Below are 23,470 nucleotides of genomic sequence, written 5' to 3' on the forward strand. Positions count from 1 at the left end.
ATTTAAATGGTTTGCACATTTCTCCTCCAGGATTTTTCACCCCTATAGCAGAAGCCTAATTTCATTCTTTCTTCTTTTTTTAGTGACCAGGACTCTTATACTAGTTCAACTTTAGTTTTTATTTTTGGTTTGTAAATATTCTTTTTGAAACATACACATTCTTATAGCGTTATGATAGCTTCCATCAACAAAAAATTCATCTTTTAACTCGCCTTCAATAGAAAAACCAACCTTCTTATAGATATGAATTGCTTTTTCATTTTCCTTGTCTACAATTAAGTAAAGTTTATGCATATTCAATACCGAAAAGGCATAATTCATTGCTAGGTTTGTGGCAACCATGGCGTAACCATGACCTTGATACGTAGGGTCAATGATAATTTGAAACTCTGCTCTACGATGAATATAATCAATTTCGACTAATTCCACTAACCCAAGCATATCCCCGTCCTTTTCAAGTATGAAACGACGCTCACCTTGATCGTGAATATGTTTATCATATAAGTCCTGTAGCTCTACAAAAGCTTCATAAGGCTCTTCAAACCAATAAGACATAATGTTTGCATCATTATTAAGTTCATGGACAAATTTTAAATCTTCTCTTTCCAAAGGACGTAACTTAAGTTCCTTATTCATTTCTCAAACCTCCACATTCTAGCATTACTTTAGCACTTTCTGTTTTAAATGTAAAAATTGTTGTAGTTTTAAAAAATAATAAGACATAGTGCGATTATTTCCATCCTTATTAAAAGAACCATAGTATAATTTAAAAATCTTGCAAGTGAAATTCATTAACTTTAAGGAGGATCTTATGAAAAAAGCAGTTGGTATTCTTCTTATTTTACTATGCTGTATAAACCAAAGGGTTGAGGCAGCTAATCAACCTTCAGCAGCTCCTATAATACATCATGAAATTTATGTTTCTCCTACAGGGGATGACAGAAACCTAGGTACTAAAAGCAAACCTTTTAGAACATTAAGAAAGGCAAGTGAAGCAGCTCAGCCCGGAACTACCGTTTACATCAGAGGCGGTATCTACTATGAACAATTAATTATTAGCCGTTCAGGTACTAAACAAGAGCCTATTATCTTCAGGAACTATAAAAGTGAAAAGCCCCTTATTAGTGGAGAAAAAATAAAAAGCCGTTCTACAGATGGAGGGCTAGTTAGCATAAAAAATAAGAGCTACATAACAATTCAAGGTTTGAATATAGGTCATTTTTCTACTTCTAAGGAACAAAATACACCATGTGGTATTTTAGTAGAAGGAAGTGGAAAGAACCTTCGAATTATTAATAATCATATTTTCGATATTAAGACTGCACATAAAAATGGAAACGCTCATGGAATAGCTTTTTATGGATCCAAAGCGCCGCGTTCATTAGAAAACATTAAAATATCGCGAAACCTACTTGAAAACCTGACCTTAGGTTTTAGTGAAGCGCTGACTCTAAATGGGAATGTTAAAGATTTTATCGTCAATGCCAATACAATTCGAAACGTTGATAATATTGGGATTGACGTAATTGGCTTTGAAAAAGTAGCTCCTATTGAGAAATATGACCGAGCCCGTGAAGGACTCATTAGTGAAAACCATATTTACAACGTCAGCAGTTATTCAAACCCTGCTTACAAATATGAATACTCCGCTGGTGGAATCTACGTAGACGGAGGAAAAGATGTTATTATCGAGCGTAACGTTTCAAGTCATAACGATCTAGGAATAGAAATCGCAAGTGAACACTATGGTAAACAAACTAGCAATGTTCAAGTTATACGGAATATGATTTATAAGAATCGTTTTACAGGAATTTCAATTGGAGGCTATGATAAAAAACGTGGAGGGACGATAAATACTCTTATTGAACATAATATTTTATATGGAAATGATACGATGAACATGGATGGTGGCCAATTACTGATGCAATATCATGCAACTCATAACACTATCAACAATAATGTTATGGTTTCAGTAAAATCTAATTTGCTTCTGGCCAATCTTCATTACTCAAATAAATATAATCAACTTAATCATAATGTGTACCTAAATAAAAGTAGAGATAAAGCGAATCGATGGATATGGAAGGGGGCAGAAATAGAAAGTTCTACTATCATATCACCTAGGCTTTTTTAATAAGAATTTCTTTTTAGAAGATATTCTTTATTTAGTTACTCGCTGGGATTCTATTTGAGGCCGAAAAATTATTCACTTCACTATCTGCTGATTATACTTTTTATTTCATTGAAACAAAGAGACAGGTGCGTTCGTTGTAAATATACCAATGGATTGCAAGAAGATTCATGCTGTTTCTCTATATGAGTAGTGTTTATTTAGGTACAAATCAATAGTCTTGACATAAAAACCCCCCAATCATTAGAGTTTTTTTATCTAATAATGGGGGGGGGCAGTTCAAGCCGTGGGAAAGGTGTTTTATGCTTTTATTGGTTTTCTTTTTCGCTATCGTTATCGTTATCGTTATTAACATTATCACTATACTTGAAATCAATAATTCTTTTTCTAATTTCTTCTCTAATTTCAGGGTTTTCTTTTAAGAAAATCTTAGCGTTTTCTCGTCCCTGTCCTAAACGCTCCTCATTATATGAAAACCAAGATCCAGACTTTTGAACAATGTCTACTTCAGAGCCGATATCTAAGATTTCTCCTTCTTTTGAGATACCTTCTCCATACATAATATCTACTTCAGCAATGCGGAAAGGAGGTGCCATTTTATTTTTGACTACTTTAATTCTTGTTTTATTACCAACTATGTCATTTCCGAGTTTAAGTTGTTCAGCGCGGCGAACCTCCAGACGAACGGAAGAATAGAATTTTAGTGCTCTTCCACCTGGCGTTGTTTCCGGATTTCCAAACATAACGCCTACTTTCTCCCTGATTTGGTTGATGAAGATGGCAATGGTTTTAGACTTATTGATTGCTCCAGATAGTTTACGAAGAGCTTGAGACATCAAACGAGCTTGTAAACCTACGTGAGAATCTCCCATTTCTCCTTCAATTTCTTTTTGTGGAACTAATGCTGCTACTGAGTCAACAACAATAATATCTACAGCACCACTTCTAACTAATGCTTCAGCAATTTCAAGTGCCTGTTCACCAGTATCTGGTTGAGATAACAGTAACTCATCAATATCTACACCTAGTTTTCTTGCATAAACCGGATCAAGTGCGTGTTCAGCATCAATAAAGGCAGCTCGACCTCCATTTTTTTGTACTTCTGCAATTGCGTGTAAGGAAACGGTTGTTTTACCTGAACTTTCGGGCCCGTAAACTTCCATAATTCTTCCCTTGGGATAACCATTAATTCCAAGAGCTATATCTAAAGCTAATGAGCCTGAGCTAGATGCCTCAACTTTTGTATGTGTGCCTTCTCCCATTTTAATAATTGATCCTGTACCGAATTGTTTTTCAATTTGTTTTAGAGCCATATCTAATGCTGCTTTTTTATCATTCATAATTTGAAACCTCCGATTGTTATTACGTTTACAATAAACGCCAAGGTATTTCGATAAATAATAAGAGTTGGCTCAAATGTTTTTGCTCCGTGCGAGAAAATTTTGTGTTTAACTGTCTTAGTTTGTTCTGGTGTTCCTTCATTCATCTCTAAACCCTTAGCATCGAACAAATGTTCCTGTTGTGTAATCATACAATAAACGCATCTAATTGTAAAGGCGAAAGTTTTTCTACAAACTAGCTAAAAGAATATCTTATATTTATAAAAAGTAAGTTTATACTTTTACTTTTATATAAGTTAAATTAAATAAGTAACAATAAGTGACGCTTTTTATAGAAGTAGAATCGATTACAATCTGCATTTTTAAATTTGTATGTATATGAATCTACAAATCTGGTTAGACTAATAACGTATTCCTCATATTCCCAGTCTACTATAAAACAGATTTCAGGAAGAAATAAAGCAGTCTACACAAATAGACTGCTTCTTGATTAATTATTTACCTGTTTCAGCAAAACGCTGAATACGTTCAGCGATTTCATCACGTACACGCTGGAAAAACGCCCATTTTTCTTCTTCTGTTCCTTCAGCTTTTGCTGGGTCATCAAATCCCCAGTGTTCACGCTTCACATGGGGAGGCGTTACTGGGCAGTGATCTGCTGCATGGCCACATAATGTAACGACCAAATCTGCATTATTTAAAATTTCAGGATCAATAACATCAGATGTTTGATTTGAAATATCAACACCAGCTTCTTTCATTGCTTTTACAGCATTCGGATTTAATCCATGAGCTTCTAATCCTGCACTGCGTACATCCCATTCATCGTTATTTAGATATTTTTTTGCCCATCCTTCAGCCATTTGGCTACGGCAAGAGTTACCTGTACATAAGAAATAAAGTGTTTTTTTAGACATGTGTAAAATCTCCTTTATAATATGTTAAGAAATAATTGATAACCAAATATATAAACCAACAAGCGTAATAAACAATGTTGGGATGGTTAAGATGATACCTGTTTTAAAATAGGTTCCCCAAGAAATCTTAACTCCTTTTGTCGAAAGAACGTGGAGCCATAAGAGAGTGGCTAGAGAGCCAATAGGTGTAATTTTTGGTCCTAAGTCCGAACCAATGACATTTGCATAAATCAAGGCTTCTTTAATTGTACCTGTTGCAGAAGTTGCATCAATGGCCAAAGCATCAATCATCACGGTTGGCATGTTGTTCATAATCGATGAAAGAATGGCTGCAATGAATCCCATGCCAATAGTTGCTGCAAACAATCCATGGTCAGCCGCTGTTTGAATAAGGCTTGCTAATACTTCAGTTAGCCCTACATTACGTAATCCGTAGACAACCACATACATACCAATGGAAAAGAAAACAATTGCCCATGGAGCTCCTGCTAACACTTTTTTAGTGTGAACAGCGGGACTCTTTCTCGCTATTCCTAAGAATAAAATTGCAATAATTCCTGCAATAATTGAAACGGGAACATCGAAAAACTCACCAATAAAGTAACCAAGAACTAAAATGAATAAAACGATTCCTGATAAACGGAACATTTTTTCATCTTTAATAGCCTCAACCGGTTTCTGTAAGTCATCTAAGTTGTATTTCTTAGGAATGCTTTTACGAAAGTACAAATATAAGACAACAATACTTGCCAAAAGTGAGAACAGATCTGGCACAATCATACGTGATGCAAATTCAGAAAAGCGAATACCAAAGAAATCAGCTGATACAATGTTGACCAAGTTACTTACTACAAGAGGTAACGATGTTGTATCTGCAATGAATCCACTGGCGATAATAAAAGGAAAGACCATTTTATCTTCAAATTTCAGTGCTCGTACCATGGCAAGTACAATAGGTGTTAGAATTAAGGCTGCTCCATCATTTGCGAATAATGCGGCTACTACAGCTCCAAGTAGGGATACATACACAAACATGCGAACGCCATTTCCTCCTGCAGCTCGTGCCATATGTAAAGCTGCCCACTCAAAAAATCCAATTTCATCTAAAATTAAGGAAATAATAATAACTGCAATAAACGTTAATGTTGCATTCCATACAATTTGAGTTACATTTAGCACGTCATGGAAATCAACCACACCCGCTAAAAGAGCTAATACTGCGCCTCCGCATGCTGACCAGCCAATAGACAAGTTCTTCGGCTGCCAAATGACAAAAATCAATGTCACTAAGAAAATGAGGGAGGCTACTATAACTGATACCACTTTACAAACCTCCTATTATTAGCAACAACTAATACGTAATCCTTGCTTTTCTAGTTCTTTTAATCGTTCATCTTCGCTTGGCAAAGAATCGAGTATATCAAGGACAAACTGATAATAGCTGTTTCCTTTATTTAAGGAATAGAAGATCCAATGTCCTTTTCGTCTTTCACTTACAAGTTCGATATCTCTTAATTTACGTAAGTGTTGGCTAATAGCCGGTTGACTTGCTTTATAAATTTCAACTAGCTCACAAACACAGCACTCGTTATTTTGAAGCAGCTTCATCATTGACAATCTTGTCTTATCCCCAAGCAGCTTCAGTATCTGTACTGCTTTTTCCACTTCTACCTGCGCTTTTACATCCATTATGACTCGCCTCCTTATTTTCAAATATAATTATATAAGTATTTTATTATATTTTCAACGAAAATATACATTCTAAATATTAATCAAAAAAAGTTGATGAATACCTTGATTTATCTAAATTTTCCAGTTATGATGAATACATCAAAAAAAATTGATTTATAAAAGTGAGGATGAAAGCAGTGAGAGTCAACAACTCTGGAAACTTATCAGTTACGTACTTTCGAGCCTATTTTCATTTAGTTATGAACACTCAAGGGATGAACCATAAGAAAGCACAAAACCTAATCTTTCAGCGTTTTTTTCATCAAGATCCTATGCTAAGAGGGGAAACTACATATAGTAACTTTAAAAAAGCTGCCGAAAGCTTTGAAATTTAAATCAAAAAAAATTGATGAAGGGGAATGACAATGGAAAAAGTTAATGAAGAAAAGCACCCATTTAAACAGTACGAACAAAAATTTAAAGCTCTTGCTGATCAAAAGAGATTAGAAATTATGTATGAGCTCTGTCAGCGAGGACAGACATGCGTATGTGATCTAACTGAATGCTTTGGAATGTCTCAATCTAAACTTTCCTATCATTTAAAGATTTTATTAGAAGCAAACCTCATCACAAAAGAAACGAAAGGGACATGGAGCTATTATGATTTAAATGATAAAGAGGTAAATCACCTGTTATCTGAGGAGCTTTGCTGCTTGTTTAGAAAAGATACAAGTAAAAGCGGCTCATGCTCGTAATTTACTACATTCAAAATAATATTGTTTATCATGCGAAGGAGGAAGTGTAAATGAAATATGTTCATGTAGGAACTAATGTAACAAATCTAGAGGCGTCCATTGAGTTTTATCAAAAGGTATTTGGCGTTCATCCTGTGAAAACGAAAGTAGATTATGCTAAATTCTTATTAGATGAGCCAAGATTAAATTTCACTTTAAATGTACAGGACGAAGTAAAGGGTAATCAAGTGAATCATTTCGGCTTCCAAGTAGAAACTCCCCAAGAAATCCATTCTCATAAATCACGATTAGAAAAAGAAGGCTTCTTTGCCCGTCAAGAAATGGATACAACTTGCTGCTATGCTGTACAAGATAAGTTTTGGGTAACAGATCCTGACGGGAATGAATGGGAATTCTTTTATACGAAATCTGATAGTGAGGTTCATAAGGGTGAGGATAGCGTTGGGCCAAATGAAAAGCTACCTGTAGATAATGCTTGTTGTTAATTCTCCATTTAAAAATACAGATCTTATTAGAGAGGATTACAAATTTGATTCTTGAACAAATTGTCCAAGATCCTCCAACACGTCAACCTATATGATAGATAATTCTTGTAGTAGAAAAACTCTCTACGGAAATAGAGAGTTTTTTTACTTTTGAAGTGAATATCATCTACAACTTTAGTTAACATAAAACCGATTTTAGATAACCAAAAGGAATATAAAATTAATAAGTCTTTATCTATTTGCTAAATAAAGACTCGTATGTCGTAACAACCTATTGCAAATCAATCAACTTTTTTATTAATTAAAAGGTGTAAGATTACATGTGATGCAAATAAAACCCTCGCCACAAATATAGATGTGACAAGGGTTTTATTTTTTAGCCAATTAAATTTTTTTAATGATATATTAGACCACACTGTGGCATATAAAACATCATTAGCTTTCATAATCACTTTTAAGAAGTAATTCTTTGGGAATTTCTGTACCACGTGAGCCTCGAATATCTGTTTCCTTCATTTCTGTTGGGTAGAACACGATGAAGTTTTCAAGATTCATCGAAGCTAGCTTTTTAGGTAATGTTTCTAATTCCGGGTGCCATGCCACAGTACCTTTTCTAGCACTTAATAAAATCACAAGATCAGTTGACTTAATATCATTCAAACCATTTTTGTAAACGGAATTCCAGCAATCAATGGATTGGAACTCGACTTCGACATTAGGGTGTACCTGTTCCGAAGCTTTTCTATAAGCTTCTAAGTCATCACGAATGACAAGACCTTGAATTGTCGCATTGAGTTGGGATACAATACCTTTAATAATTGCAATTGAATCTTCAAATCCTGGCTTGTGTACGATATTATTTGGCAGAATAAGAATCACTCGTTCCATCGTATTCAACGGATGCTTAATTGTTGTAATGAGTGAGCGTTGATAGGTATGTTCAAGGAAATTATCAATAACTCTACCAAAGACCTTTTGGCTTTCTTTCACTGAACCATCCCATCCTACGATAATTGTTGTGATTCGTTCTTCTGTAGCAGCACGTTCAATACCCCATCCAATATTATGATCTACGCGTGTCAATAACCTAACGGGAACATCTGCTCCTGATGCATACGTGAGAGCGTGTCCAAGCATTCTTTCAGCTTGTGCTACTTCATGATCCGCTTGCTTTAAATCCTTTTGAATAACTGTTAGGGGATAAATCGGTTCTTCTGTCTTTTTCGCCTTCTTAAGAACAAATCCTAAATCAAGTAAAGATTCTATTGTGTCTGAATTCGTAATGGTTATTAATATACGTTCTGGAAGTGTATCATCCAGTGATTCTTTATCTTGTGCAACAGCTAGTTTTCTTCCATATTTTTCACACAAGTAAGGGCCAAGAATACACGTAACTAATATAACAATAATTACAGCATTGATGATCTGTTGGTCAAATAATCCAAATTCATATCCAACAAGTGTGATGGCTAGTGTTGCTGCTGCATGAGTAGTGGAAAGACCAAATATAACGTTACGTTCAGTCTTGGAATAACCATATACTTTACTGGTAACCCAACTGGCAAGTAGTTTGCTTCCAATTGCTACAATGGTAATTAATGCGATGGTTAACAATGTTTTGGGACTGGATATAAGAACGCCAAGATCCATCAACATACCTACAGATAACAAGAAAAATGGAATAAATAAGGCATTTGCCGTAAAACGAATTCGATTCATTAACGGACCATGGTCATAAATGTACCGATTTAAAGCCAGACCAGCCAAGAATGCGCCGATAATTGGTTCTAATCCAACAAATAAAGAGATTGCTCCTGCAACAAATAAAATGGCTAGAACAAAATTAAATTCTGTTGTTCCTTCATTATTAGAACGTTTAAAGAACCACTTTGTCAGGTAAGGAGTTAAGAATAGAACAACTACCGCAAAAAGAGCCGTTGCAACAATCAAGTATACAAAAAATCCAACTGTTAAATGACCTTCAGACGCCCCTGTTATGACGGCAAGAAAAAGTAATGCCAAGCTATCGGTTAATAATGTACCGCCAACTGCTGTGGTGACAGCTTGGTTTTTCGCCACGCCTAGCCGGCTAATGGCAGGATATCCTAAAAGGGTATGGGTAGAGAAAATACTACCGAATAGAATGGCTGAAAGCATGCTGAGATGAAGCCATAACCCTATGAGTACTCCAAGAACTAATGGAATTAAAAACGAGAGCATTCCAAACAAAATGCTGCGATTTCGGTATTTTTTGAAACCATCAAGATCCAACTCAAGCCCTGCTATGAACATGATAAACAGCAATCCAACTGTTCCAAGCAATTGAATAGTCGAATCTCGTTCTAATATTTCTAGCCCATTTGGTCCAACGATAATACCTGCAATAATGGGACCAATAATAGCAGGTATTCTTAATTTCCCCATGAGTATAGGGAACAATAAAAAAATTAATACAGCAAAACCAAATATAAGAACTGGTTCCTTAAGAGGGAAGTGCATAGATATTTCGACCTCACTTTCTACTTCCTCACTTTATCATGAGCTTTTTCAGAAACACCAATAGTACTATATATAATTTAAAAGCTCTAGTCTTAAAACTTATTTTATAAACATTTGTTTTTCTCCTTAACTTCTCCTAGAAGTATAATTTTATTTATAAAATTCAATGTCTTGAGCAAACTATTTGGGACGCTGGGAAGTGTCTATTTGGAAATTTTCATTCTGTTTTCGAGTTGACGACATGCATTCATTGCAAAAAAAGCCACTGATATAGGACAGTTGCTTTTTTCTTCTTAAAATGTAAATACTATATATTTTTAGTTAACATAAAACGGATTATCGGAAATAATTTTGTAGTAAAAGAAGCTTATTTCATAAGATCAATCCCAAAAGTTGAACATAACTTCTCCAACAGTATTTGGTTTCCAATAAAAGATTTGTTCTAACTCACTGCTGTTCAGGTTATTCTTATTTTCTAAGCTTACTTTTCCTTTGCTGTTTCTTATATCTAAAGGTTCATTAAGTTCTTCTTTACTTAGAACTTTATAGAATGGCATAAAACCCTTTGATAACACAGGATCATCAATAAAATTAATATGTTGAAATTCAACAGTAGAAGCAAGAGCGAGAAAAGGATAATATGCATTGAGTAACACATATATCTCTCGATTAAAAACATTTACTTTTACCTTTGAAAAATTACTTGTTAAATTTGCCTCATCAATCTTTAATATCTTCCCTTGATTTCTTCTGATCAAATCGAAGCAGATACTTTTAAAATGGTTCTCATCTATTTCATTCGGTTTATTATCTATTGAACTATAAAAACCCGTTACTCCATTAGGAAGATTCATTAAATAAATAACTCCTTTCAAAATGCTTAGATACGTTTATTTTAAATATATAAGGCGTTCAATTCTAGTTACCATAATGTGATCTCTAGGAACCAACCATAAAAAAGAACCCTTGTCACAAGGGTTCTTTTTTATCTTGACGTTTTTAATTTATTTTAAATTTTAATTATCATTCAAATTACTGAAGAACGGTGAAATGGTGTAATCACTTTCCTTTTGACAGTTTCTTGAAGTTAGAATATAATGAATGACAGTCAGTCATTTTTAAGGAGTGAGTAAAATGAAATGGTTATTGGTCGTCATTGCTGGGATTTTAGAAGTTTTGTGGGCTTCAGGTCTTAAGTATGCCGATACCCTTTTAGAATGGATTATCACCTTTATTTTAATTTTAGTAAGCTTTATTCTACTAATTTATTCATATAAAAAGATCCCAGTTGCTGCAGCCTATACTGTATTTGTAGGCATCGGAACGGCAGGAACTTATCTTATTGGGGTCTACTTAGGTGAGCCTTTCTCTATTACACAAATTATCTTTTTATTAATTTTACTAACAGGAATTGTCGGAATGAAAACATTTACTAACGAACACGAGAGCAGGGGTGAACAATGATGGCCTGGGCATTATTAATATTAGCTGGTATTGAAGAAGTTATTGCTACAGTTGCAATGAAGTATATGGATGGTCTTAAAAAGAAGGGGCCATTGTTCGTTATGGTCATTGGTTTTGCTTTTTCTTTTTATTGTTTATCTAATGCTATGCGCATACTTCCTGCTGGAGTCGCTTATGGAGTATGGACAGGTGTTGGAAGTGTAGGAATTACTTTAACAGGCATCTTATGGTTTAAAGAAAAATTAGGGATTTATCAACTTATATCTCTTTGTTTTATTTTAATAGGAGTGATTGGTCTAAAAATGGCTAGTTAATCATTAAGGTAAGTTTCATAATGAAATTTAATATTTCATCTCATTTGAAGATTGCTTATAAAATAAAAACCCAATTAGAACTGAATAGATTTCTAGTTGGTTTTTTATTTTACATAATCAAAATTATCGGAAATGATATGCTAAAACCCCCTTTTTATTAAGAAAAAATTCATATCTATTACTAAATTAGTGAATATTATTCAAGAGGTGATAATGTGGATAAAAATAAGTTAAAACTCACATCTTCCGAAATAGGAACACTATGGGGAGAGTATGTAAACGGAACGATGACAGATGTAGTAAATCGATATATGTTCTCTATTATTGAGGATGAGTCAATAAAAATCGTTTTTGAAGATGCTATCAAGACCTTCGCAAAACAAAAGAAACAAATCGTAGCTTTTATAGAAAAGGAAGGGTTTCCAGTTCCAATTGGATTTACTGAGTCTGACCTTAATAAAGGTACTAAAAGATTATTCACTGATATATTCTGCTTGAATTATTTACATATCATGACGTTACATGGCTTGCTAGGACATACAACTTCATTAGGTGTTTCTGTCAGAGAAGACTTACGCCACTTCTACGATACATGTGATAATGATGCAAAAAGGATGTATCATCAAACGATTGAATTATTACTTGAAAAAGGAGAGTTTCAGAAGGATCCTTATTTTTATCCGGCTACGAACCCTGAATATATTTCTAGCCAGGATTTTACGGATGGGTTTTTCGGAAAAGGCAGACGCTTAACGGCACTAGAAATCATAAGTATTTCTTTCAACCTTAAAAAAAGCATTATGGCTAAAACTCTTTCTATTGGATTTAGTCAGGTTTCTCAATCAAAGGAAGTAAGAAAATTTTTAGAGGATTCGGAGAAAACAGCTGATGATCAAATACAATCCTTTTCAAAAATCATGCACGCAGATAATTTACCAGTTCCTAAATCGTGGGAGACAGAAGTAACAACTTCAACAGATTCTCCTTTTTCTGATAAATTAATGATGTATCATATTGGTTTCTTGTTCCAAGCTGCACAAGCATATCACGGAACAGGTTTAGCATCAGCCATGCGAACAGATCTTGTAACAATTTATGAAGGCACCATTCTCAAAAATCTAATGGTAACAAAAAAATGGTTTAACATTATGGTGAAAAATAAATGGTTAGAACAACCACCACTTGCTCCTAATAGAAAAGAAATTGCAAAAGAAAAATGAGTAAATTCTTATATAGTGAGCAAACTACTCAAGAAACTGATAAGGTTTCAACCCTTTGGATAAATAAATGTAGCAGGAAAACTCCCTTAACGCTCTGGGGGAGTTTTTTCTGTTTTTGGACTGTATACCATATACATTGCTAGTTTACATAAACACTCTTTTAGGAACACACCACTAAGAGAACCCCTTGTGGCAGTGAGGGTTCTCGATGAGTAAATTTTATACTTCATGCAGCTTTTATAAATATGCTAGTTCCTATAAAAATAGTCTTTTTAAAAATTACGCCATAATTTATTAGAAACAGATTACATTTTAAGCGTTCCTTATAAGCTGCCTCCCTTTAATACCCCGAGGTAGCTTGTTTTATTTACACAATAATGTTTAACTCAATCTAATCTTCCGATAAACCATATCTCATCCTGGACCTTATCTTCATAGTCAGTATTGCATGGTTTGTATCCTTTAACACTTAATCCTTCAGATATATTTATTCCCCATTCTGCTTCAAGATTTTGAGTGTGATGTAAGTGAATATAAGGTGCCTCTTCTATCTCTGTGCTAAAAAAACCCTGATAAAAACTTTCCATTCCTTTTTTAGTAAATAAAATTAGAATACTAGAACCTTCTAGATCAGATGAATTAAAGATACAAAAGATACGATATTCCTTTTGTTCCTTTGTTCTTAGATCAAGAAGGTATTGGACTCTATTAATAATTTTCTGGACAAAGAACCTTTTTGCGTTACTTGGAACTTTCTTTGAATTCGTAAAAAACATAGCAAAAGAAAGGTGAAGAGATGTATAACCTGTATAGTAAGGATCGATATTATCCGGAGTCGGAAGAGAATCTAGCTGTTCATCAATATATTTTGAAAAAGCACGATATCTTCTCCCTAATCCCCTTACGTTCTTTTTTGAATAACTATTATGCGTCCATTGATTCATGTTGTAATTTTCCTCCACTCAATTCTTTCCTTTATCTATAACTCGTTTTTATAAACTTTTACATAGGTATAAGTGAAAATGTGTGATAAAACAGCAAAGTTACACTATTATACAATACACATCAACATTTTTTTCTTTTAACTCTCATGATTCTAATTTTTTCTTTGGATTTATTACCTGAAAGCATGCTGTAAAAGATAAAAGTAAAAAGCTATCTCCTAGAATGAGATAGCTTTTTATAGGATTGCTAATTATAAAGTACCAAAATATAACCGCAAGTAAACAATAGCACATTCTTGCCACAATGGCTATTTTTGGATGAATCGACATATGTATAAAGGGTAGTCTTTTTATACGCCTTTTCTTCAAACATACCTGGAGAGATCACCATCATATCAATGGTGTATAAAAGGCTGCATATCCGATTAAAGGCATCCATGAGAGGACCCTTTTCTTGTAAGGGTTCTTTTGCTTTCTTGCTTCCTTGAAGAATGTTTATGTAAACTAGCTTTGAATATTGTATTCATTCACTTTTCTATCTTTCTAATGTGATAAAATGTAATTATAAGGAAAAAAGGAGATGAGGAAATGGAATTTATTATGACTTTATTCGTTTTTCTTTTTCTGCTTGCGATTAGTTCAACCTTAAATATACTTTTGAAAATGACAGATAAAAAAGACTGGATCATCTCTTTGTTATTAAGCACTGTTTTATCAATCACAATAGTTGCAGTTTTGGGGGCAACATAAAGATAAGAAGCCGTAAGGACTCCTTGTTCCCACGGCTTCTTATCTTTATGTTTATATATATTTATTAGATTTAACTAACTTCTACTTCCATGTAACGTATGCCAAAAAAGGTGTAATATGTGACGCGATAATTTTCAATTGATTTTTGCTCTACGGTGTTCCACTGATGTCCATTCGATTTAGCTTGGTAACTTTGCACCATAAATTTGTCCAGTGGTCTAAGTGACCATTTTCGGAAATCTCCTTCAAGTTGTTCTACCTTTTTTTCTTCTTCTGGCGAACTCAAACCCTCTGCTTCATTACTTATTGTTCGTGGTATACCAATAGCCAAAATAGTAGTAATTCCAATGATAATGCTCCAATTCAACAAGCGTTTTTTCATTTTGGATATTTCTCCCTTTTTATTTCATTATATTATATCTGTTGGTATATCACTAATACATTATTCTAATTAAACTCGTAATCGTTCGTTATTAGATTTCTTCCTCTAATTGGTATTATATAAACTGAATTTGTATACTTTATACACTGAGTATCAAAGTGAAACTGATATAATAAATAGAACTTATAACATACATGGGAGAATTAAATATGGATTCTAAACAGTTATTTTTAAGAGAACTACATAGTATCATTAAGGAATATGCAGAAGTCGGGGACCAATTGAAACAACCAGATAAACAATTATCCTGGGAGGAATTTGATCTAACTGAAGATGAAATAAGTGCTTTAAATTCTCAAAATTTTACTGACGAAAGTATTATTGCAATAGAAAAAATCGTAAGAGATAACATTATGGGTGCTTTTCATAGTGCTTTTTGTTTACTAGATGGGGTAAGTGATCCTGTATTAGAGAACGAAGAAGATATATGGGTTGGTTTAAAGTTAGAAGAAAAACAAGATGAAGATGAAGAATTTTTACATGATGAACTGTATAGTTCATATTGGGATTGGCACGACTTAAATAATAAAGACAAATAGAGCAATAATAAAATTCTTTAAGAAATACTATAAGGTAATGAGAAAAGGAGCACTTAATGTGCTCCTTTTGGTTCCTGTAACTGTGATTATGTAAACTAATAATGAATGGAGTATACAAATTCTTAAATGTAATTTATGTTGGGTTATAATAAAGCTAACAATTATATAAAAGTGAGGACTTATAATGATAAATGAACCTTATGGACAGCATTGGAAGGGTCATAAAGGCTTTAGAGCCATTGAAGGCAATGATGTTTATAATCATCGTTTCGGAGGACAAGAATGGAATGTACCAAAATGTCAGTTATGTGGCGAAGATTTACATCAAGTTTTATGTTTTGATCTAAAGGATGATAGATTAAGTGAACTAAGAACTTCTAAACTTGAAGAATTACCTTTAATATCATGCTTAAATTGTTCTACTTTATGGGAGCCTCAACTATTTCAATTAAATCCTACAACAAAAAATGTTACTATTTTAATTCAAAATGATAAAGAAGAATGGATTCAAGATGAAAAAGATAAAATACCAGTTCCACTTCCTTATACGAAACTCAAACTTATCAATATGTCAGGAGAAGATATACCCGTCAATGAAGATGCCTATTATGATGCATTTGACTTTTTTGGTCAGGAGTATATATGTAGAGTGTTAGGAGCGCCTCTATATGTCGAGAAGCCAAACGATATAAGCTGTCCAATTTGTAATCACGACATGAAATATGTTTCCAGTGTTACTCAGGATTTTAATGCAGATCTTATATCAGTGGTGGACCTCTTTCTGGGAGAAATGATTATATATTTTTATTTTTGTAAGGAATGTTTAACGCTCAAAACAGAGGTACAAGGTACATAACAACTACGTTAGCCATAAAAGCCCTTAAAAGGGCTGTTTTACTTCTACCGATAAAATGTTTAATGTTAACTAGAAAGACTACTTAACATTAAATTTATAAATAAAAGCTTACTTCTAATTTGGTTTTTATTACAGATGGAAATCGTAAACGATATGGAATACATTGCGACATTGTATTCCATAAAAAAAATTGTTAATATAAAGATACAATTATGAGAGGACTGATGAATGGACAATGATTAACTAATCTATATTTTTATTTGAAATGAATAACTTCAAACTACAAAATATAGGGTTAGTCTATCCATTTTTATAAATCAGTTTATACTTCATTTGTCATTATTCCGATGGCAAATAAGCACTTATTTAACATAAGTGAAAGACTAATCCTTCCAATTACAAATTGGGAGGATTTTTTATGCTCTCATAGGTAAGCTTAATATTTTTTAATTCTGCAACTTAATCTGATGAATAGAGGAGAGAGAGAAATGAGCAATTTAGACACTATTGTTACGCATGTAATACTCTGTATAAGTCGTTAATATCCATCAAACTTATACAGAGTAATTTAGAATAGATGGATGTGCCGACTTTGTATAAAAAGTAAAAAGTGTTGATATACAAAGGAGGAATTATTATGTCAATGATACAAGTTCAAAATTTAACTTTTTCTTATCCAAGTAGCTTTGACAATATTTTTGAAGATGTAAACTTTCAAATAGATACGGATTGGAAACTTGGATTTATCGGTAGAAATGGACGAGGTAAAACAACATTCTTTAATTTATTATTAGAGAATTATGAGTATAGTGGGAAAATCATTTCCTCGGTAGAATTTAATTATTTCCCTTATCCAGTTTCAGATAAAAACAAGTATACTCATGAAATCTTAGAAGAAATCTGCCCCCAAGTAGAAGATTGGGAAGTTCTTCGTGAAATATCCTATTTAAATGTTGATGCGGAGGTCATGTACCGACCATTTAAAACATTATCAAATGGGGAACAAACAAAGGTGTTGCTTGCAGGACTTTTTTTGAATGAGGGTCAGTTTTTATTGATTGATGAACCAACCAATCACCTAGATACTGATGCACGAAAGATAGTCTCTGATTATCTAAGAAAGAAAAAAGGGTTTATTTTAATCTCACATGACAGAATGTTTTTAGATGGATGCGTGGATCATATCTTATCTATCAATAGAGCAAACATTGAAGTTCAAAATGGGAACTATTCTTCGTGGAAATTAAACTTTGATAGACAGCAGGAGCACGAAGAGGCAAAAAATCATCGTCTACAAAAAGACATTGGAAGATTAAAACAATCTTCAAAGCGTGCAACAGGTTGGTCTAATCAAGTGGAATCTTCAAAAAATGGAACAACAAATTCTGGTTCTAAGTTGGATAAAGGTTTTGTAGGACATAAAGCAGCAAAGATGATGAAGAGAGCAAAGAACCTTGAATCAAGGCAACAAAAAGCTATTGAAGAAAAGTCAAAGCTGTTGAAAAATGTGGAAAAAACCGAGTCGTTAAAATTAGAACCATTAGAATGTCAATCAAACGAATTGATTAATTTGACTGATGTATCTGTTGAGTATAATGACCAAATAGTAAACAAGCCAATTAGCTTTAAAGTTGAACAAAGTGACCGTATTGTACTTGATGGAAAGAATGGAAGTGGAAAAAGTAGTATTCTAAAACTAATTCTAGGAAAACCAATACAGTATACAGGCTCAATGAATTTAAGTTCAGGCCTCATTATTTCTTATGTCCAACAAGATACCTCTCATTTGAAAGGACGATTATCGGACTTTATTGAAGAATATGAGATTAATGAAACGTTATTTAAATCCATCCTACGTAAGATGGATTTTGACCGAATTCAATTTGAGAAAGATATATCTTCCTATTCTGGTGGACAAAAGAAAAAGCTGCTTATAGCCAAAAGTTTATGTGAAAAAGCTCATTTATATATTTGGGATGAACCATTAAATTTTATTGATATTTATTCGCGTATGCAGATTGAGGAGCTCATTCAAAGCTTTAGTCCCACAATGGTTATCGTTGAGCATGATCAAGCATTTCAACAAACAGTTGCAACAAAAATCATCTCTATGTAAGCAGATATGAAGAATTAAAAGAAACTATTAGTAAACTTGAAAACCTTTAGTATATATTTAACAAGACAAAACCCTTTGTAAAAAGGTTTTGTCTTGTTTTTGTACAGATAAGCAACATTATGTTAACTTTGTATATTATATTCATCTTAAAAAGAGAAAAAACTACTGGGACTAGCCAATAGTTAAAGAAGACATCTTATAAAGCCTGTCTAATACAAGGTAATAACGTGAACCCCACTCTCTCTTTTTAATATAAAGAAAAGGAGAAAATGGCTATACTTTCCGATAACTTTGTTATATCATTTTGTCAAATTCAATTTTTTACGCCCACATGTTCAATTATTCGCTTCATTGCCTGAATCTGTCCCATATGAGTGGCTTCATGCATCAGTGTAACACCCGCAAGCTCTCCAAAGGTTTTACATCCTAGAAATGGCTTTTCTAAGGTATTGTTTAACTGTTCAGCAGGAACTTGCTGAATACGAGCCAATTGGTCTTTTAGCTGTATCATAAGCTCATCCATAGTAGGCACATCTCCCTTCCAATCGGCTGGTTTCGTACCATTTCCGAACAATTCCATATAGTTTGCTGGAAGATGGGTTGTTGCATGAGGAAAACCAAACATAGTTTGTTCAGTAACTGTCAAAACGTGACCTGTATGCCAATGAATTGTGTTGTTAAAACCATCTGGCTGCACATCAGTTTGGTCCTCAGACACAGCCCCTATAATTTTGAGGAAGTACTCTCTTCCAATTTCAAATTGCTTGAATACAAGTTTGTTCATCTCTTTCTCCCCTTTCACTGATACAATCATCCATATTATACCACCTATAGGGAGAGAAGAATATAACTTAGTTACCTCTAGTGCTTCAAAATATTCGTACCCAGTTAACATAACTTATCTATTCTTGTCATTTATACTGTTATTAACAGATTGTCTTTTTCTCTTTCTAAAGGAGTAAATTCTTCTTCTTTTTCACTTATCCTCTTAGTGCAATATCTTTATAAACAAGAATAATTATTTCATATCTAAATCATAAAATAAGTTTATAAAACACAATACTTTAATAAGTAAATATTAACTTATTTTATGTATTATATTAGTTTTTCTATTTACAAATATAAAAGATAAAGTTCTATGACATATAATAAAAAACAAAAGATACAATATTATTTTATATAAATGTAATTTAAAGTTATTAATAAGAATAATACCTAACGTATTTTATTAAAATTAACGTTAATTATTACATATCTTGTAGAAAAATTATTATTTTGTCTTCAATAAGTGTGAAGTTTAAAACCATAAATATATCGTAAATAATTTATTATTTACATATCTAATATTGTACTACTGGACAAATATAATATAATTCATAGTAAGAAGGAGAACCCTTTTTCTGAACCTTAATTATGACAAATTTAATCTTTTACCCTTTTAATCTCTCCGTGTGTTGGCGCAACTAAAAAAGGATTTCCATGACTTCTAAATCGTTTATAATGCTTCGAACAATAACCTAAACTCTTGTGTTTACCATTGCACCCTTCAACCTGACAAACGCTTTTTGTTTGGCTTTTCGGAAAATAAAGTGGATCCCAGTATTCGGTAGTACTTAGAATTTCGCGTGCTTTTGTAAAATATACATACTTCATATCACTATAAATATTAATTTTACTTACGCCTAGTTGAATCGATTCACCAGTTGAATTCCTTCCGTTACGTAAACTTCCACAATTGGTATAAAAAACCACATTAAATCTGTTCGTTTAAAGCTCCAGGCTGCTTTTCATATTCTAGCCCGCTTGTGAACTGGGTCACTACATGTGTAAGTTCGTGCCCAATCACATCTAGTGAGTTTGTAAAACCTAACAAAAATAGTTCGCTGATTAATATATGATATTAATGATCACTGGTCATGACTCATGCCTCATAAATTAGATCTCCGTGAACTGATATTCTGCCTTTTGCTCATAATATTCCTTTAAAGGGACACTCTATAATCAAAATAAACTTCTATAGGTTGGAGGCTGTCAGAATGAAGGTTTTATCAATGATCCAGCCGTGGGCAAGCCTTTTTGTCCTTAGAGAGGCAACATATGAAACAAGGTCATGGAGAACGAATTATCGGGGGCCACTTGCCATTCACACAAGTAAAAAAATAGATAAAGACGTCTCTAACCATATAGCCATAAAGTCGTTGCTTGGTAAGCACGGATACACACCAGAGAATCTTCCAACTGGCCAGATCATTGCTGTATGCAAACTTGTAGATTGTTTGAAGGTAACTGAAAACAATGAGACATGGGCCATTCTGGAGGATGGTCGAATCGTATCAGGGAATGACTATTTTATGGGTAACTTTATAGTGGGAGGTTATGCTTGGGTAGTTGAGGATATGCAGATGCTGGATGAATTTATTCCAGCAAAGGGAAAGCTAGGATTATGGGAGCATGTTTTAATTTTATAGGAGCTGATACATTGCACACGATGGGCTGAATCAGCTCCTTCAGGAACCCACTTTTCACGCACAAAATCTTCTAGCTTCTTTATTTTTTCAGACATCTATATATTTTGATTCGTGAATTAATAGAAAATAATAAAGTTTGAAAAAGTATACCTTTACGAACTTTACTTTCAGATATAAAATCCATTACTCTTAACGTTCACTTATATTTAAAATCACTTTACAAACGTTCTTTAAAAACGACACACTTTTACGAACACTTTTGGTAAAATAAAAGAAAGAAACTCGTCAGAATAGTTTATGTTAAAAGCCTCTATATAAAAATTGAAATGTATTATTAAAAAAGTCTTTCTAAAATGCTTATATTTTAGAAAAATATTCATTTATCGTCAGTAAGAGTAATGATATAAAATAGCTTTTTAAAAGTCAGTTTTTAAATTCACTTTAAATTTGTTAAAGTTTACGGTGAGCGCATTACGATGCCTTTAACATAAAAGTAAACAAGGTATGCTTAACCTTGTTTACTAGTGACTCTAGTATTACGTTGTTCAATTCCCTTTCTTTTCCCCTCAGGTAACAATTCATAAATTTCATCAATTTCTTTTAATTGTGTAATCATTCTATCTACAACAAAGTTCAATAGTCTAAATAAAGCAAATGCAACATTAGCGTTATCCTTTATATCTATAGTACCTGGATGCACAGCTTCGTTTCCTATTACTCGTAGGTTATCTAAAGCCTTTTCCACCTCTTCTGGTAATCCTTTTCTTACCAATTGTCCTATCATGCTATCAATACTCCCTTTTTTATTGCTATTACAATGTTAATTTTTTAGTTGTTGTTAGTGCTTTAGATAATGCGTATTCATTATGAATACGCATTAAATGTAATTTGGGTAATAAAAGATTATTCCCATCCCTTAGAATGTTCCCTTATCAATTCATTCATTTTTAAAATAGCTGGTGAGAGCCATTTATCTTTGTGATAAGCAAGGAAAGTAGAAATGGCAGGATGATCTGGCGGTACTTCTTCACCCGACAATTTGTTTGTCATTAGCTCTTCTTTTACTGAGAAATAAGGAACGAGCGAAATACCAAGACCACTTCTAACACACTGCTTTATAGCCTCAATACTTTGAAAATCCAGACTCTCTTTTACATCCATTTGCTTGTAATTTATATAGTGTTCAAAAACAGATTTATAACTGCATGATCGCTCGGTATATAGTACTGTACTAGAGTCTTCAACGTCGTTAGGGCGTATTAGAACCATTTTTTCTCTTTTCAAATTCTCCGTAAAAAGTTCTGGAAGGGATAAATCATCTTTCTCGAGTATCAATGCAAGATCAATATCTCCGTTTTGTAAATATGATGTTACATCATAATTATCAATTGATTTTAAAGAGAGACTAACCTTCGGATATAATCTCTTATATTCAATTAGTATTGGGGGGATACGGTCTATTGTGAGTGATTCAGAAATACCTATAATGAGGTTTCCAATCGGCTCATCATTGGTGTTTAAAGCTTGTGAATATAAATCAATGATTTTGGCCGCATACGGTAAAAAGTGGTGACCATATTGAGTCAACACCACTTTTTTACCTAATCGATCGAATAAGGGTTTTCCCAATTCTCTTTCTAATTCTTTAATATGGGTGGTAACAGACGATTGAGCATACCCGAGATGATCAGCTGCTCTTTTAAAGCCATCTTTCTCTACAATCGTTTTAAATGTGACCAGGTGTCTAAGCTCCATATTGCTTCTTCCTTCCTTAGTTCAATTTTATTGAACGTTACGTTCTGATATATCTATTTTACTGATTATATATTGTATATTATTATAAGGGCATAACAAGTTTGTTATCAATAGTAACAAATTAATTATGTTAAGGAAGGCGGTATTATACGTGACGGTAAAGATAAAGGTTTATTCTGATTACGTTTGTCCTTTTTGTTTTCTAGCTGAACAGCCATTGGAGGCAGCAATTAAAGGAAAGGATGTAGAAGTAGAGTGGATGCCTTATGAATTACGTCCTTTTCCGACTGAAACTTTAAAGCCTGAAGGGAGCTATCTACAGAGCACTTGGAGACAATCTGTTTACCCTATGGCAGAAAGAATGGGAGTTAATATAGTACTTCCAAAAGTTTCTCCTCAACCATATACTCATTTGGCATTTGAAGGCTATCAATATGCAAAGGAAAATGGGAAAGGAAACGAATATAACAAACGTATACTAAAAGCTTTTTTCCAAGAAGAACAAGATATCGGTGATATTAATATACTGACCAAGCTAGCTGGCGAAGTCAATTTAAATACAGATGAGTACCGATCAGCTCTGGAAACGAGAAAGTATCGGGAGACACATCAAAAGGCACTTCAACATGCATATAAAGAAGCAGATATCTCTGCAGTGCCCACTTTTATTATTGGTGATACCAAAATAGCTGGTATTCGTTCTAAAGAATCTTTTGAAGATATTATTGCAGAAGAAATTAATAAAAAGCAGCCTGATTTCCCAGAGGGTATGGCGTGCGGAATTAATAGGTGTTAATTCAACAA

Annotated in this window: 25 protein-coding genes and 1 pseudogene; 12 read left to right on the forward strand and 14 right to left on the reverse strand. The window is 33.4% G+C overall.

The window, feature by feature from the left end; translation table 11 throughout:
- Window positions 1-111 precede the first annotated feature (111 nt).
- Window positions 112-636 carry a spermidine N1-acetyltransferase gene (speG, locus tag JNUCC25_RS08775; protein ID WP_013056444.1) on the reverse strand — a complete coding sequence of 175 codons (525 nt, stop codon included), beginning with the start codon at window positions 634-636 and terminating at the stop codon, window positions 112-114.
- 175 nt (window positions 637-811) lie between these two features.
- Here speG and JNUCC25_RS08780 point away from each other — a divergent pair, with 175 nt between their 5' ends.
- Window positions 812-2,134, forward strand: a complete 1,323-nt coding sequence (locus JNUCC25_RS08780; RefSeq protein ID WP_029324422.1) for a DUF1565 domain-containing protein — start codon at window positions 812-814, stop codon at window positions 2,132-2,134.
- 305 nt (window positions 2,135-2,439) lie between these two features.
- On the opposite strand, the gene recA is transcribed toward JNUCC25_RS08780, so the two are convergent.
- The 5 genes from recA to JNUCC25_RS08805 all read right to left on the reverse strand — a co-directional run bounded on the left by recA (window position 2,440) and on the right by JNUCC25_RS08805 (window position 6,077).
- Window positions 2,440-3,471 (reverse strand): recombinase RecA, encoded by a 1,032-nt coding sequence (recA, locus tag JNUCC25_RS08785; protein ID WP_064471539.1) that lies wholly within the window; start codon window positions 3,469-3,471, stop codon window positions 2,440-2,442.
- Entirely contained in the window at window positions 3,468-3,662 is a 195-nt protein-coding gene (locus JNUCC25_RS08790; protein ID WP_064471540.1) for a hypothetical protein, read from the reverse strand. Before JNUCC25_RS08790 ends, recA begins: the two co-directional genes overlap by 4 nt.
- A 303-nt stretch (window positions 3,663-3,965) precedes the next feature.
- Window positions 3,966-4,388 (reverse strand): arsenate reductase (thioredoxin), encoded by a 423-nt coding sequence (gene arsC / locus JNUCC25_RS08795; RefSeq protein ID WP_013056447.1) that lies wholly within the window; start codon window positions 4,386-4,388, stop codon window positions 3,966-3,968.
- A gap of 24 nt (window positions 4,389-4,412) precedes the next feature.
- Entirely contained in the window at window positions 4,413-5,711 is a 1,299-nt protein-coding gene (locus JNUCC25_RS08800; protein ID WP_013056448.1) for an arsenical efflux pump membrane protein ArsB, read from the reverse strand.
- Window positions 5,712-5,729: 18 nt separating this feature from the next.
- Window positions 5,730-6,077, reverse strand: a complete 348-nt coding sequence (locus JNUCC25_RS08805; protein ID WP_013056449.1) for an ArsR/SmtB family transcription factor — start codon at window positions 6,075-6,077, stop codon at window positions 5,730-5,732.
- 407 nt (window positions 6,078-6,484) lie between these two features.
- Between JNUCC25_RS08805 and JNUCC25_RS08810 the strand changes: the two genes are divergently transcribed.
- Complete coding sequence (locus JNUCC25_RS08810; protein ID WP_029324433.1) at window positions 6,485-6,814, forward strand: ArsR/SmtB family transcription factor; 330 nt, start codon at window positions 6,485-6,487, stop codon at window positions 6,812-6,814.
- A 50-nt stretch (window positions 6,815-6,864) separates the two neighbouring features.
- Window positions 6,865-7,299, forward strand: a complete 435-nt coding sequence (locus JNUCC25_RS08815) for an ArsI/CadI family heavy metal resistance metalloenzyme (RefSeq protein ID WP_029324435.1) — start codon at window positions 6,865-6,867, stop codon at window positions 7,297-7,299.
- A gap of 435 nt (window positions 7,300-7,734) precedes the next feature.
- Here JNUCC25_RS08815 and JNUCC25_RS08820 read toward each other — a convergent pair whose 3' ends face one another.
- Together JNUCC25_RS08820 and JNUCC25_RS08825 are read right to left on the reverse strand one after the other, a co-directional pair.
- A complete protein-coding gene (locus JNUCC25_RS08820) occupies window positions 7,735-9,798 on the reverse strand; it encodes a cation:proton antiporter (RefSeq protein ID WP_064471541.1) in 2,064 nt (687 codons plus the stop codon).
- 380 nt (window positions 9,799-10,178) lie between these two features.
- Window positions 10,179-10,652, reverse strand: a complete 474-nt coding sequence (locus tag JNUCC25_RS08825; protein WP_013056453.1) for a hypothetical protein — start codon at window positions 10,650-10,652, stop codon at window positions 10,179-10,181.
- A gap of 280 nt (window positions 10,653-10,932) precedes the next feature.
- On the opposite strand from JNUCC25_RS08825, the gene JNUCC25_RS08830 reads away from it, so the two are divergent.
- The 3 genes from JNUCC25_RS08830 (at window position 10,933) to JNUCC25_RS08840 (ending at window position 12,796) form a co-directional block, all read left to right on the forward strand.
- Window positions 10,933-11,262 (forward strand): DMT family transporter, encoded by a 330-nt coding sequence (locus JNUCC25_RS08830; RefSeq protein WP_029324439.1) that lies wholly within the window; start codon window positions 10,933-10,935, stop codon window positions 11,260-11,262.
- Window positions 11,262-11,576, forward strand: a complete 315-nt coding sequence (locus tag JNUCC25_RS08835) for a DMT family transporter (protein ID WP_029324441.1) — start codon at window positions 11,262-11,264, stop codon at window positions 11,574-11,576. Before JNUCC25_RS08830 ends, JNUCC25_RS08835 begins: the two co-directional genes overlap by 1 nt.
- A 215-nt stretch (window positions 11,577-11,791) precedes the next feature.
- Complete coding sequence (locus JNUCC25_RS08840; RefSeq protein WP_064471542.1) at window positions 11,792-12,796, forward strand: DUF3231 family protein; 1,005 nt, start codon at window positions 11,792-11,794, stop codon at window positions 12,794-12,796.
- Between the two features lie 386 nt (window positions 12,797-13,182).
- Here JNUCC25_RS08840 and JNUCC25_RS08845 read toward each other — a convergent pair whose 3' ends face one another.
- Window positions 13,183-13,740: a DUF3916 domain-containing protein gene (locus tag JNUCC25_RS08845; protein ID WP_454223120.1), complete on the reverse strand. Its 558-nt coding sequence runs from the start codon at window positions 13,738-13,740 to the stop codon at window positions 13,183-13,185.
- A 588-nt stretch (window positions 13,741-14,328) separates the two neighbouring features.
- On the opposite strand from JNUCC25_RS08845, the gene JNUCC25_RS08850 reads away from it, so the two are divergent.
- The gene (locus JNUCC25_RS08850) at window positions 14,329-14,490 is read left to right on the forward strand and encodes a hypothetical protein (RefSeq protein ID WP_171843214.1); all 162 of its coding nucleotides are present in this window, start codon (window positions 14,329-14,331) and stop codon (window positions 14,488-14,490) included.
- A gap of 70 nt (window positions 14,491-14,560) precedes the next feature.
- Here JNUCC25_RS08850 and JNUCC25_RS08855 read toward each other — a convergent pair whose 3' ends face one another.
- The gene (locus JNUCC25_RS08855) at window positions 14,561-14,872 is read right to left on the reverse strand and encodes a hypothetical protein (RefSeq protein ID WP_029324447.1); all 312 of its coding nucleotides are present in this window, start codon (window positions 14,870-14,872) and stop codon (window positions 14,561-14,563) included.
- Between the two features lie 209 nt (window positions 14,873-15,081).
- Between JNUCC25_RS08855 and JNUCC25_RS08860 the strand changes: the two genes are divergently transcribed.
- The 3 genes from JNUCC25_RS08860 to JNUCC25_RS08870 all read left to right on the forward strand — a co-directional run bounded on the left by JNUCC25_RS08860 (window position 15,082) and on the right by JNUCC25_RS08870 (window position 18,443).
- Entirely contained in the window at window positions 15,082-15,471 is a 390-nt protein-coding gene (locus JNUCC25_RS08860) for a hypothetical protein (RefSeq protein ID WP_029324449.1), read from the forward strand.
- A 184-nt stretch (window positions 15,472-15,655) separates the two neighbouring features.
- On the forward strand, window positions 15,656-16,327 hold the full coding sequence (locus JNUCC25_RS08865; RefSeq protein ID WP_064471543.1) for a hypothetical protein: 672 nt from the start codon (window positions 15,656-15,658) through the stop codon (window positions 16,325-16,327).
- A 637-nt stretch (window positions 16,328-16,964) separates the two neighbouring features.
- Window positions 16,965-18,443, forward strand: coding sequence for an Lsa family ABC-F type ribosomal protection protein (locus tag JNUCC25_RS08870; RefSeq protein WP_454223121.1), 1,479 nt, complete (start codon window positions 16,965-16,967; stop codon window positions 18,441-18,443).
- Between the two features lie 313 nt (window positions 18,444-18,756).
- On the opposite strand, the gene JNUCC25_RS08875 is transcribed toward JNUCC25_RS08870, so the two are convergent.
- The gene (locus tag JNUCC25_RS08875; RefSeq protein WP_029324455.1) at window positions 18,757-19,227 is read right to left on the reverse strand and encodes a DinB family protein; all 471 of its coding nucleotides are present in this window, start codon (window positions 19,225-19,227) and stop codon (window positions 18,757-18,759) included.
- 972 nt (window positions 19,228-20,199) lie between these two features.
- Window positions 20,200-20,307, reverse strand: a pseudogene (locus tag JNUCC25_RS08880) (M4 family metallopeptidase); the annotation flags it as partial.
- A 172-nt stretch (window positions 20,308-20,479) separates the two neighbouring features.
- Between JNUCC25_RS08880 and JNUCC25_RS08885 the strand changes: the two are divergent.
- Window positions 20,480-20,911: an ASCH domain-containing protein gene (locus JNUCC25_RS08885; RefSeq protein WP_013056457.1), complete on the forward strand. Its 432-nt coding sequence runs from the start codon at window positions 20,480-20,482 to the stop codon at window positions 20,909-20,911.
- A 508-nt stretch (window positions 20,912-21,419) separates the two neighbouring features.
- Here the strand turns inward: JNUCC25_RS08885 and JNUCC25_RS08890 are convergent.
- Both JNUCC25_RS08890 and JNUCC25_RS08895 read right to left on the reverse strand, forming a co-directional pair.
- A complete protein-coding gene (locus JNUCC25_RS08890) occupies window positions 21,420-21,704 on the reverse strand; it encodes a DUF4145 domain-containing protein (protein ID WP_035439300.1) in 285 nt (94 codons plus the stop codon).
- A gap of 110 nt (window positions 21,705-21,814) precedes the next feature.
- Window positions 21,815-22,666 carry a LysR family transcriptional regulator gene (locus tag JNUCC25_RS08895; protein ID WP_029324459.1) on the reverse strand — a complete coding sequence of 284 codons (852 nt, stop codon included), beginning with the start codon at window positions 22,664-22,666 and terminating at the stop codon, window positions 21,815-21,817.
- 151 nt (window positions 22,667-22,817) lie between these two features.
- On the opposite strand from JNUCC25_RS08895, the gene JNUCC25_RS08900 reads away from it, so the two are divergent.
- Window positions 22,818-23,462, forward strand: coding sequence for a DsbA family oxidoreductase (locus tag JNUCC25_RS08900; RefSeq protein WP_029324461.1), 645 nt, complete (start codon window positions 22,818-22,820; stop codon window positions 23,460-23,462).
- Window positions 23,463-23,470 lie beyond the last annotated feature (8 nt).

The sequence above is a fragment of the Priestia sp. JNUCC 25 genome (assembly GCF_053667915.1).

Bases quoted from the DNA above. Each gene is read 5' to 3' on its own strand.
- speG (WP_013056444.1), bottom strand. From the start codon at position 636: ATGAATAAGGAACTTAAGTTACGTCCTTTGGAAAGAGAAGATTTAAAA.
- JNUCC25_RS08780 (WP_029324422.1), top strand. From the start codon at position 812: ATGAAAAAAGCAGTTGGTATTCTTCTTATTTTACTATGCTGTATAAAC.
- recA (WP_064471539.1), bottom strand. From the start codon at position 3,471: ATGAATGATAAAAAAGCAGCATTAGATATGGCTCTAAAACAAATTGAA.
- JNUCC25_RS08790 (WP_064471540.1), bottom strand. From the start codon at position 3,662: ATGATTACACAACAGGAACATTTGTTCGATGCTAAGGGTTTAGAGATG.
- arsC (WP_013056447.1), bottom strand. From the start codon at position 4,388: ATGTCTAAAAAAACACTTTATTTCTTATGTACAGGTAACTCTTGCCGT.
- JNUCC25_RS08805 (WP_013056449.1), bottom strand. From the start codon at position 6,077: ATGGATGTAAAAGCGCAGGTAGAAGTGGAAAAAGCAGTACAGATACTG.
- JNUCC25_RS08810 (WP_029324433.1), top strand. From the start codon at position 6,485: ATGGAAAAAGTTAATGAAGAAAAGCACCCATTTAAACAGTACGAACAA.
- JNUCC25_RS08815 (WP_029324435.1), top strand. From the start codon at position 6,865: ATGAAATATGTTCATGTAGGAACTAATGTAACAAATCTAGAGGCGTCC.
- JNUCC25_RS08820 (WP_064471541.1), bottom strand. From the start codon at position 9,798: ATGCACTTCCCTCTTAAGGAACCAGTTCTTATATTTGGTTTTGCTGTA.
- JNUCC25_RS08825 (WP_013056453.1), bottom strand. From the start codon at position 10,652: ATGAATCTTCCTAATGGAGTAACGGGTTTTTATAGTTCAATAGATAAT.
- JNUCC25_RS08830 (WP_029324439.1), top strand. From the start codon at position 10,933: ATGAAATGGTTATTGGTCGTCATTGCTGGGATTTTAGAAGTTTTGTGG.
- JNUCC25_RS08835 (WP_029324441.1), top strand. From the start codon at position 11,262: ATGGCCTGGGCATTATTAATATTAGCTGGTATTGAAGAAGTTATTGCT.
- JNUCC25_RS08845 (WP_454223120.1), bottom strand. From the start codon at position 13,740: ATGAATCAATGGACGCATAATAGTTATTCAAAAAAGAACGTAAGGGGA.
- JNUCC25_RS08850 (WP_171843214.1), top strand. From the start codon at position 14,329: ATGGAATTTATTATGACTTTATTCGTTTTTCTTTTTCTGCTTGCGATT.
- JNUCC25_RS08855 (WP_029324447.1), bottom strand. From the start codon at position 14,872: ATGAAAAAACGCTTGTTGAATTGGAGCATTATCATTGGAATTACTACT.
- JNUCC25_RS08860 (WP_029324449.1), top strand. From the start codon at position 15,082: ATGGATTCTAAACAGTTATTTTTAAGAGAACTACATAGTATCATTAAG.
- JNUCC25_RS08865 (WP_064471543.1), top strand. From the start codon at position 15,656: ATGATAAATGAACCTTATGGACAGCATTGGAAGGGTCATAAAGGCTTT.
- JNUCC25_RS08870 (WP_454223121.1), top strand. From the start codon at position 16,965: ATGTCAATGATACAAGTTCAAAATTTAACTTTTTCTTATCCAAGTAGC.
- JNUCC25_RS08875 (WP_029324455.1), bottom strand. From the start codon at position 19,227: ATGAACAAACTTGTATTCAAGCAATTTGAAATTGGAAGAGAGTACTTC.
- JNUCC25_RS08885 (WP_013056457.1), top strand. From the start codon at position 20,480: ATGAAGGTTTTATCAATGATCCAGCCGTGGGCAAGCCTTTTTGTCCTT.
- JNUCC25_RS08895 (WP_029324459.1), bottom strand. From the start codon at position 22,666: ATGGAGCTTAGACACCTGGTCACATTTAAAACGATTGTAGAGAAAGAT.